The sequence below is a fragment of the Aetokthonos hydrillicola CCALA 1050 genome (assembly GCF_017591665.1).
Lineage (GTDB): Bacteria > Cyanobacteriota > Cyanobacteriia > Cyanobacteriales > Nostocaceae > Aetokthonos > Aetokthonos hydrillicola.
This window is the reverse complement of sequence record NZ_JAAKGC010000081.1, coordinates 24,400-32,240: the sequence shown is the minus strand read 5'-3', so window position 1 is coordinate 32,240 and position 7,841 is coordinate 24,400. Positions and strand designations below refer to the sequence as shown.

The window sequence follows — 7,841 nt, the reverse complement described above, 5'->3', positions numbered from 1 at the left end:
TACAGATGTACTAAAATTTAGCGCTCCCCTGTGCCAGTTGCGTAAGTCCTGGCACATATTCTCTATTTTTCCTAGTTTACTTGAATATGTGACCCTCTCTAGCAAATTTTGCGGTTCTAGTTTTTTTTAGTTCAAAGTCCAAAATTTTATCTATGGTAACCTTACTCACCTTGAAAACTACACTCACGATTTACTGTATTTAATCAATCTGTATCAAAAACAATCTCTCCATAGTAACAAAGAAATTCAAGAATTTATTAAAGATATTGATCTCGATTTTCTCATTGATGATTTACCAAAAACTGTATCTTCAATGAAAATTGGTTCTGAACGTATCTGCAAAATTGTATTGACATTACGGCATTTTTCTCGGCTAGATGAAGCAGCAATGAAACCTGTGAATATTCATGAGGGTATTGATAGTACACTTTTACTTTTAAAGCATCGTATCCAGGATAAATCTCAGGATCGATTGATTGAAATTATCAAGGAATATGGAGATTTGCCTCTAGTTGAATGCTACGCTGGACAGTTAAATCAAGTATTTATGAATATCTTGAGTAATGCAATTGATGCTTTACACGAATATCATAAAGAAGACATTCAAAGAAATATAAGTCGCATTACTATCCGCACTCAAGTTAAAGACTCTAATTGCGTAATTATCAGTATTAAAGATAACGGTTCAGGAATGGCAGCAGAAGTTAAAAATAGATTATTTGAACCGTTTTTTACTACAAAACCTGTGGGAAAAGGTACTGGTTTAGGGTTATCCATCAGTTACCAAATTATCGTCGATAAACATGGTGGAAAAATCGAGTGTATCTCTAAACTATCTGAGGGAACGGAGTTTTTGATTGAAATTCCCATTCAGTAGCGCCAGAGAGCAAAAAATTACACAGGAGAGCGACATTCAAGGAAGAGACGCGGAGACTTTGAGACGCGGTGACGCGGAGATATTTCAGGTGGGGATTGAAATGGCATTAAGAACAGAGCTTAAGCTGTCAGCTGCTTAAGAAGTTCTGCGAGAGGTTGTGCCATCAAAGGATAAGTTTTGGAATGAAGGTACGTGGTAAGAATAATAATCGTTGCTATTGCTACTTTATCCCCATTTTTATATTTTTTTTATAAATAAATTTTTAAATAAAATTTCTATTCTTACAAGCTTATTTGTAAACTAACGAGCAATTTTATATTGAATTAAATATTAATTATTAAATAAGACATTTTTTCAGTTAAAGCCTTCTTTTAACAAAGGTTTTAACCAATTAGTGCTGCATAAACAAAAATCAATTATTTAAGTAGAAAACACTTATGCTCATTGATTATACTAGCACCTTATTAGGATCTAATAAAGGGCTAAATCTCACTTCTACCTCCTTAGACAATTCCTTAAGCTTAAGTAATGACTATAGCTTCAGCACCAGTAGTTATGTCAACTCGAGTTCAACACTGAATAGTTTAGAAGTAGATAATGGGCAGTTTACAACAACTTCTATTACCAGTACATATAACTCCAAGTCTGGTTATGGCTTAATTAATGCAGCAAGCGCAGTTGCTCAAGCGTCTGGTCAAAATACCTTTTCTAATGTTGCTAATCTTGGTGGTAATAATTGGGGAGCGGATTTGGTAAAAGCGCCAGAAGCATGGGCAAAAGGATACACAGGTAAGGGTGTTGTTGTCGCTGTTTTAGATACTGGAGTTGATTACAATCACCCTGACTTAAAAGATAATATCTGGACAAATCCTAACGATGATGCTGCACAAGGATACGCTAATGATATTCACGGTTGGAACTTTGTAAACAACAACAATAACGTTTTAGATACGTCCAAAGTTGGTCATGGTACTCATGTAGCTGGTACGATCGCAGGAGAAAACAACGGCTTTGGTGTTACTGGCATTGCATATGATGCAAAAATTATGCCAGTTAAAGTTTTGGATGACTCTGGTGCAGGCTCTTATAGTTCCATAATCAAAGGGATTTACTATGCGGTGGATCATGGAGCTAATGTGATTAACCTGAGCTTAGGTGGTAGTTATCCTAATAACTCTCTAAACTCAGCGCTTCAATATGCTAGTAACAAAGGTGTCATCGTCGTCATGGCGGCTGGTAATGATAGTGCTGCACAACCAGATTATCCAGCTCGCTATGCTAAAAACTGGGGACTTACTGTTGGCGCAGTTGATCAAAATAAAAACATGGCTGACTTTTCTAACTGTGCTGGATCTAGCCAACTTCCCTACGTTACAGCCCCAGGAGTTAATATCTACTCTACAATTCCGGGTAATAAATATACCACTTATAGTGGCACATCTATGGCAACTCCCCACGTTGCTGGTGTAGTTGCGCTTATGCTGAGTGCTAACCACAATCTCACTGATGCTCAAGTGCGTCAGATTGTCACACAAACTGCAGGAAATAGTACACAAGCGACAAGTACACAAGGGGCAACTTTTAGCTTGACGGCTACTCCAAAAATCAAGAGCATGATTACCAGCACTAACTTCAATGCTAAACCTATCAACGAGAATAACAGTGCAAATATTAGTACTTCTACAATCGAGCGCATGGTTATCAGCAATAGTTTTAACCCTACAGTTGAGAACAACCGGATGTTAGTAAGCTCAAATAGTTGGTCACAATTTTTAAGTAATGAGCAGAATACTTTTGACGACGGTAGTATCTACAGCTTTATTAGTAATAATGGTACTAATAGTGGAAGTATTGTAGAGCAAGAATGGGAAACAGTATTAAAACAGTATCAGGAATGGTCTGTTAATACCAGTCTGAAGATAGCTTAGCAACCCACTTATAAGAAATGAAAGGTTTGTAGTTACGCTTTAGCGCACTAAAGCGTAACTACGAACAAAGTATTACCTTACGGAAAATGCCTCGCTGAATCTACGAGTTACAGGCTCAATGATGAAAGTTAAAATCGATTTCTTACGAGTGATAATTTCGCCAGTTGCAGCCATTCCTGGAGTAAATGCTACTTCTTGACCACGCACTAGCATTGAATTTTTACTAAGCTTAATTCTGGTAGGGAAAACCAAGCCCAATTGCTTATCCACAACTGCATTAGGACTGACTTGTACGACCTCACCATCCACTGTACCAAATTCTTGAAATGGGAAAGTCGCCATCTTTACCTTTGCTTTCATTCCTTCATGAATAAAACCAATATCTCGGTTGAGGACTTTTACCTCAAGCTGTAGTTCTTGTCCAGCGGGTAAAATAGACAGCAACTCTTCTCCTGCTTGTACTGGTCCTTTAGTTGCTTTGATTTTGTATATTGTTCCTGCTACTGGAGCTTTAATACTCTCCAATTCCTGTTGTTTTTTTGCCTGCTCCAACTGCCCTGAAACGGTGGTAAATTCTTCTCTGCGCTTGTTCATCTGCGTAAGGATATCACTTTGTCGCTCTGCTGTCAAGCGCTCTACTTGGTTACGAGAGGCTTGATAGGCTTGTTGTGCTTGGCGAATTTCTTGATATTGAGCCGATATATCCTTTTCTAAAGATGAAACTTTATCTTCAGCCTCTGTCAACCGATTTTGGGCGTTTATAACTTCATCTTGTGCTCTAGTAATTTCCGTGTGGGCACGATTTAGTTTTTCTTGTGCATCTAGATAGTCAACTCTAGGAACCGCCCCAGGGCTGACTAAAATGCTCATACTTTTTTCCCTTTTTTGTGCAAGCACCAAGTTATTGCTAACTTGCGTACTCATTTTTTGGGCGTTTATAAAGTTGGTTTTAGCGTTGGCGAGAGTTGTTTTGGCATTGACTAAATTGTTTTGCAAGCGTGTAAGACGTACTTTTGCTTGATCAATGAGTGCTTGTTGGCGATTTGCTTCGGCTTGGGCTCCTGCTAGACGCTCTTGATAACCTCGCAGACGCGAGTTTAACAGTTCATTTTGAAGTGGAGAGCCGGTAGTTGTGGCTCCTGTGTGTTCTGCATCTAAACGGCGTAAGTCTTGTTGAATCAAGCTGGCAGATTTTGTTAACCGAGCAACATCAACTTGTTTCAAGTCAGGATCTCGTTGCACTAAAACTTGACCTTTAGCAACGTGATCGCCTTCTTTAACATTAACTGCTACTATTGTGCCACCACCTAGTGCTGTTACAGGTCGCACTTGTGTAGAAGCAATTAACTCTCCTGTGGAGGTTGCTACTTCATCGACTTGGGAACATTGCGCCCATGCGATCGCTCCCAATACCACAACACTAATCGTTCCCGCTAACAATCTTGTGTATATTGGTGGCAGTTCCTGTACTGCCTTACTTAATTCATAGGATAATTTTTCATCTGGTTTAGCGAATCGCTCTTTTGTCTGACGCGCTTGAGTCGCATTTGCAGCTAAGGAAAATTTCATAAAATTTTACATTAATTATTAGTTGTTGATTGTTGGTTATCGAATAGGAGTCAGGAGTCAGAAGTCAGAATTCAGGAGTCAGGATTCAGGAGTCAGGAGTTCAGATAATCCTTTTTGAATAAACCAGTTTCCCTGCTCCCCTGCTCCCCCGCTCCGTAACTTTTGACTTTTGACTTTTGACTTTTGACTTCCCCGCAGGGGCTGCTCCCTCTTCATACCGCTAAATATCGTCGTAAAAAATCCTCTAATGTCTCCAATTTAAAATCGAAAATTCTCTCTAAATTGGCGATTTCGTCGTTTTTACAGAAAAATTCATTTGCGAGTAACGTGCGAAAAGTACCTAAAGCTTTTTGCCCTTCGGGGTTAAACAAACCTAATACACTCCGTAAACTATCAACAATAAACAACGGTGGATTAATCACCAACGGCTCAATGTTGAAGACGCGACTAAAAATTCGGGGAATATCCTCTCGAAACAAAATCTCGGGTCCCCCAACATTTAAAATTTGATTGTGGGCTGCTTCAACTGTCACAGAATCTACAACCATCCTTGCCAAATCGTCTGTACTTACAATTGATGTACGGTTTCTGGGATCGCCAACGAGCAGATAAAACCCGGTTTCTTGAAACCTTTCTGCTAATGGCAACAAGTTAGATGCTAATCCAGCTGGGCGTAAAATAGTGTAGTTTAAACCACTAGCTTCCAAGTATTGTTCTACGGCTCGTTTGGCTTTGAAAACCGGAGCATCCTCATACCCTCTGTCTGCTCCCAATACAGAAACAAAGACAAAGTGCTTCACATTACCACTTTTTGCACAATCAATGAGTTCAATATTGGCACGATAGTCTAAGGATAGGCTATCGCTATCAGAACCATGGGTGCTAATAATATATTCAACACCTTTACAAGCTTTCTGGATATCCTTTTCCTCTCGCAAATCACCGATGAAGATTTCCGCACCTCGGTGTTCTAACTCGCCGTAGTGAGAGCTGAGGCGAACAAATCCCCTCACCTGCATTTCCCTTTCTCGTAAGAGACGCACGACTCTGCGACCTATTCCTCCAGTTGCTCCTGTAACTAAATACATATTTTAGATTGTTAGTGTTTCACTTTAATTGTGAACTAACAATCTAAAATTCAACTGAAGCCGTCAGGATTACCCTTCTTCGCGTATGAGGGGAGGAATGACGGGGGAATTTTAGAACGTCCCTCAAATTTAATTAAAAGCATTTTAATAATGCAGGGGGACAGTTCTAAAATTCCCAATCTCTTAGCGGGCAACCAATAAACCCGTTTTTCTTTGCAACAGTTTCACCTTAGAGGGCGTAAATTGTCCTATTCGTTTCCAGTTGATATCGTAAACCGACACTTTTTTGGCTTTTTCTGTATCAGTATAACCGCCTACCCAACCAAAGTATTCTTGATCGGCTTTCTTAGCTAAAACATAATCTCCAGAACGAAAACCAAAAGGAGTGATAGTTCCGCCTTTGCGTTTGCGATATTGATTTAAGTTTGGCTTGTTGCTATCAGGATTTTCGAAATGCAATTGGCGACGGTATAAGTTTGGTCGAGCGATTACTCTAAATGGTGCTTGAGTTATTTGTACCTCACCGAACCATTGATGACCGTGCGTGTTAGCCGTTTGAAACTTTTCGTAACTTACGAAATTACAACAAGCTAAAGCAATTCCATCGTTGGCATGAGTTTCTGGTGTTTGGGCTGATTTGTCTTCTTTGTTCTTCGGTAGTCCCAAATGTTTTCTAGTTATTGAGGTTTACCACCCAAAGCGAGTTTGTACATTAGCACACAAAGATTTTAGCCATTCGATCACGACTTTCTGTCCTACCATTACCGGACTAAAGCCTTTACTTCCTTTTGCTTCTACGTACTCATAAAACACCTTCGAAACTGGAAATATTTTCACTATTTCTTTGAAAACCCGTAATTCTAGCAAGCGATTAGCTTTGATGCTTGGAGGAAGTTTTTTGTTACAACGGTTGCTAAAGCGCTTTTGTTTGTGAGTGCGCTTGTTGAATGCAATATTTCTATTGATTCTACGCCCACGCCTAGCCCTTCTTAAGATGCGACGAGTTGTCATCTTTTTCGTCACGTTCACGAAGGGTAGGATTACGTGACATTTAAATAATGTTGCTTTGGCGCTTTGTACACCCACACCACTAAACTTTTTTCCAGGGTCGATACCAACCGATATTTGTTGCAGGTTTCGTCCTGAAGGTTCGCTTATTAGCTGGATCTGAAAAATACCTAAGTCGTTGTGTGCAACTTTAGCTTTTCCATCTCTAAGCCATCGTCTTGCTCTTGATGGCAGAGTTGGCATTAATGGCTGTCCATCGGGTGATAGGACTGGTACTCTAACTGTTTGATTGTTTGTTTGAGTTGTTTTATTGTCTGTTTGTGACATATAAGCCTCTTTACAGAGTAGTTAAGCCCCTTACCGCCATTACCAGTAGGATGTCCTTTCTGCAAGCACCCACAATCAGAGGGTTTGAAGATAATCCGAACTAGGGGAATATTCGGAAGTTCGTACCTATCGACAACTCATGCGGTAGACAACACTTACGCTTGCAATCTGACTCTTACAAGCCCCTAGCTCAGCCGAAGGCAGCTAGGGGTTGTTGACAATTCCACAATTACTGGTGTATGGTCACTAGGTTGAGTTAGGGATCTCGGAGTTACATCAATAATACAGCTTATAGCACGCTCATAAAGCTCTTGTGTGAGATATTGATGGTCGATTCGCCAACCTAAGTTGCGGCGAAATGATGCGGCGCGATAATCCCACCAGCTGAAGTGTCCACCTTCAGTATTAAATTTGCGGAAGGCATCAGCAAATCCTAGTGCGAGAATATCTTGTAGTGCTTGACGCTCGGGTTCGGATGCCATGATGTGATTCTCTGTAGTTACATTATCGTGTATATCTTTAGATTCCAGAGCAATATTAAAGTCCCCGCACATACAAATATGAGATGAAACCGCAAGAAGCGATCGCAAATACTCATGTAGTATTTTTAGCCAATCCAACTTGTATTTGTATTTCTCGCTCCCGACTGAGGAACCATTAGGTACGTAAAGATTGACAATCCTTACACCATCGATGACACCTGTAATCACGCGCTTTTGTTCATCCCAATCTGGTTGTATGTTTGTCACAATTGGTGTGAAACCACAACTTACATCTTCCAACCGCTGACGACTCAAAAGAGCCACACCATTGTAAGATTTCTGTCCCGAGAAGTATAGATAATATCCTAACGACTCAAATGGTGCCTGGGGAAACTGAGCGTCTGTAACTTTGGTTTCTTGCAAGCATAAGACGTCAACGGGATTCTCCGTCAACCAATTGACAATGTGTACTAAGCGAGTGCGAATCGAGTTGATATTCCAAGTAGCAATTTTCATGACTTTAGTAGTTTGTTGTTAGTTACCAGTTTTTAAAGGTATCACT

7 protein-coding genes are annotated in these 7,841 nt (G+C 40.0%); 2 read left to right on the top strand and 5 right to left on the bottom strand.

Going from position 1 to position 7,841, the window contains the following annotated elements; genetic code table 11:
- Window positions 1-313 precede the first annotated feature (313 nt).
- Window positions 314-877, top strand: coding sequence for a sensor histidine kinase (locus G4P69_RS28210; protein WP_310834214.1), 564 nt, complete (start codon window positions 314-316; stop codon window positions 875-877).
- A gap of 437 nt (window positions 878-1,314) precedes the next feature.
- The gene (locus G4P69_RS28205; RefSeq protein ID WP_208344687.1) at window positions 1,315-2,805 is read left to right on the top strand and encodes a S8 family serine peptidase; all 1,491 of its coding nucleotides are present in this window, start codon (window positions 1,315-1,317) and stop codon (window positions 2,803-2,805) included.
- A 72-nt stretch (window positions 2,806-2,877) separates the two neighbouring features.
- On the opposite strand, the gene G4P69_RS28200 is transcribed toward G4P69_RS28205, so the two are convergent.
- From G4P69_RS28200 to xth, 5 genes are all read right to left on the bottom strand, one after another.
- Entirely contained in the window at window positions 2,878-4,374 is a 1,497-nt protein-coding gene (locus G4P69_RS28200) for an HlyD family efflux transporter periplasmic adaptor subunit (protein ID WP_208344686.1), read from the bottom strand.
- Between the two features lie 212 nt (window positions 4,375-4,586).
- Window positions 4,587-5,462, bottom strand: a complete 876-nt coding sequence (locus tag G4P69_RS28195; RefSeq protein WP_208344685.1) for an SDR family oxidoreductase — start codon at window positions 5,460-5,462, stop codon at window positions 4,587-4,589.
- Between the two features lie 183 nt (window positions 5,463-5,645).
- On the bottom strand, window positions 5,646-6,128 hold the full coding sequence (locus G4P69_RS39560; RefSeq protein WP_243902624.1) for a hypothetical protein: 483 nt from the start codon (window positions 6,126-6,128) through the stop codon (window positions 5,646-5,648).
- A 21-nt stretch (window positions 6,129-6,149) separates the two neighbouring features.
- Complete coding sequence (locus G4P69_RS39555) at window positions 6,150-6,797, bottom strand: RRXRR domain-containing protein (protein WP_243902623.1); 648 nt, start codon at window positions 6,795-6,797, stop codon at window positions 6,150-6,152.
- Between the two features lie 185 nt (window positions 6,798-6,982).
- A complete protein-coding gene (gene xth, locus G4P69_RS28185; RefSeq protein WP_208344684.1) occupies window positions 6,983-7,795 on the bottom strand; it encodes an exodeoxyribonuclease III in 813 nt (270 codons plus the stop codon).
- Between the last annotated feature and the right edge of the window lie 46 nt (window positions 7,796-7,841).

What these genes read in the sequence shown, in the direction of transcription:
- G4P69_RS28210 (WP_310834214.1), top strand. Translation starts at nt 314, where the DNA reads ATGAAAATTGGTTCTGAACGTATCTGCAAAATTGTATTGACATTACGG.
- G4P69_RS28205 (WP_208344687.1), top strand. Translation starts at nt 1,315, where the DNA reads ATGCTCATTGATTATACTAGCACCTTATTAGGATCTAATAAAGGGCTA.
- G4P69_RS28200 (WP_208344686.1), bottom strand. Translation starts at nt 4,374, where the DNA reads ATGAAATTTTCCTTAGCTGCAAATGCGACTCAAGCGCGTCAGACAAAA.
- G4P69_RS28195 (WP_208344685.1), bottom strand. Translation starts at nt 5,462, where the DNA reads ATGTATTTAGTTACAGGAGCAACTGGAGGAATAGGTCGCAGAGTCGTG.
- G4P69_RS39555 (WP_243902623.1), bottom strand. Translation starts at nt 6,797, where the DNA reads ATGTCACAAACAGACAATAAAACAACTCAAACAAACAATCAAACAGTT.
- xth (WP_208344684.1), bottom strand. Translation starts at nt 7,795, where the DNA reads ATGAAAATTGCTACTTGGAATATCAACTCGATTCGCACTCGCTTAGTA.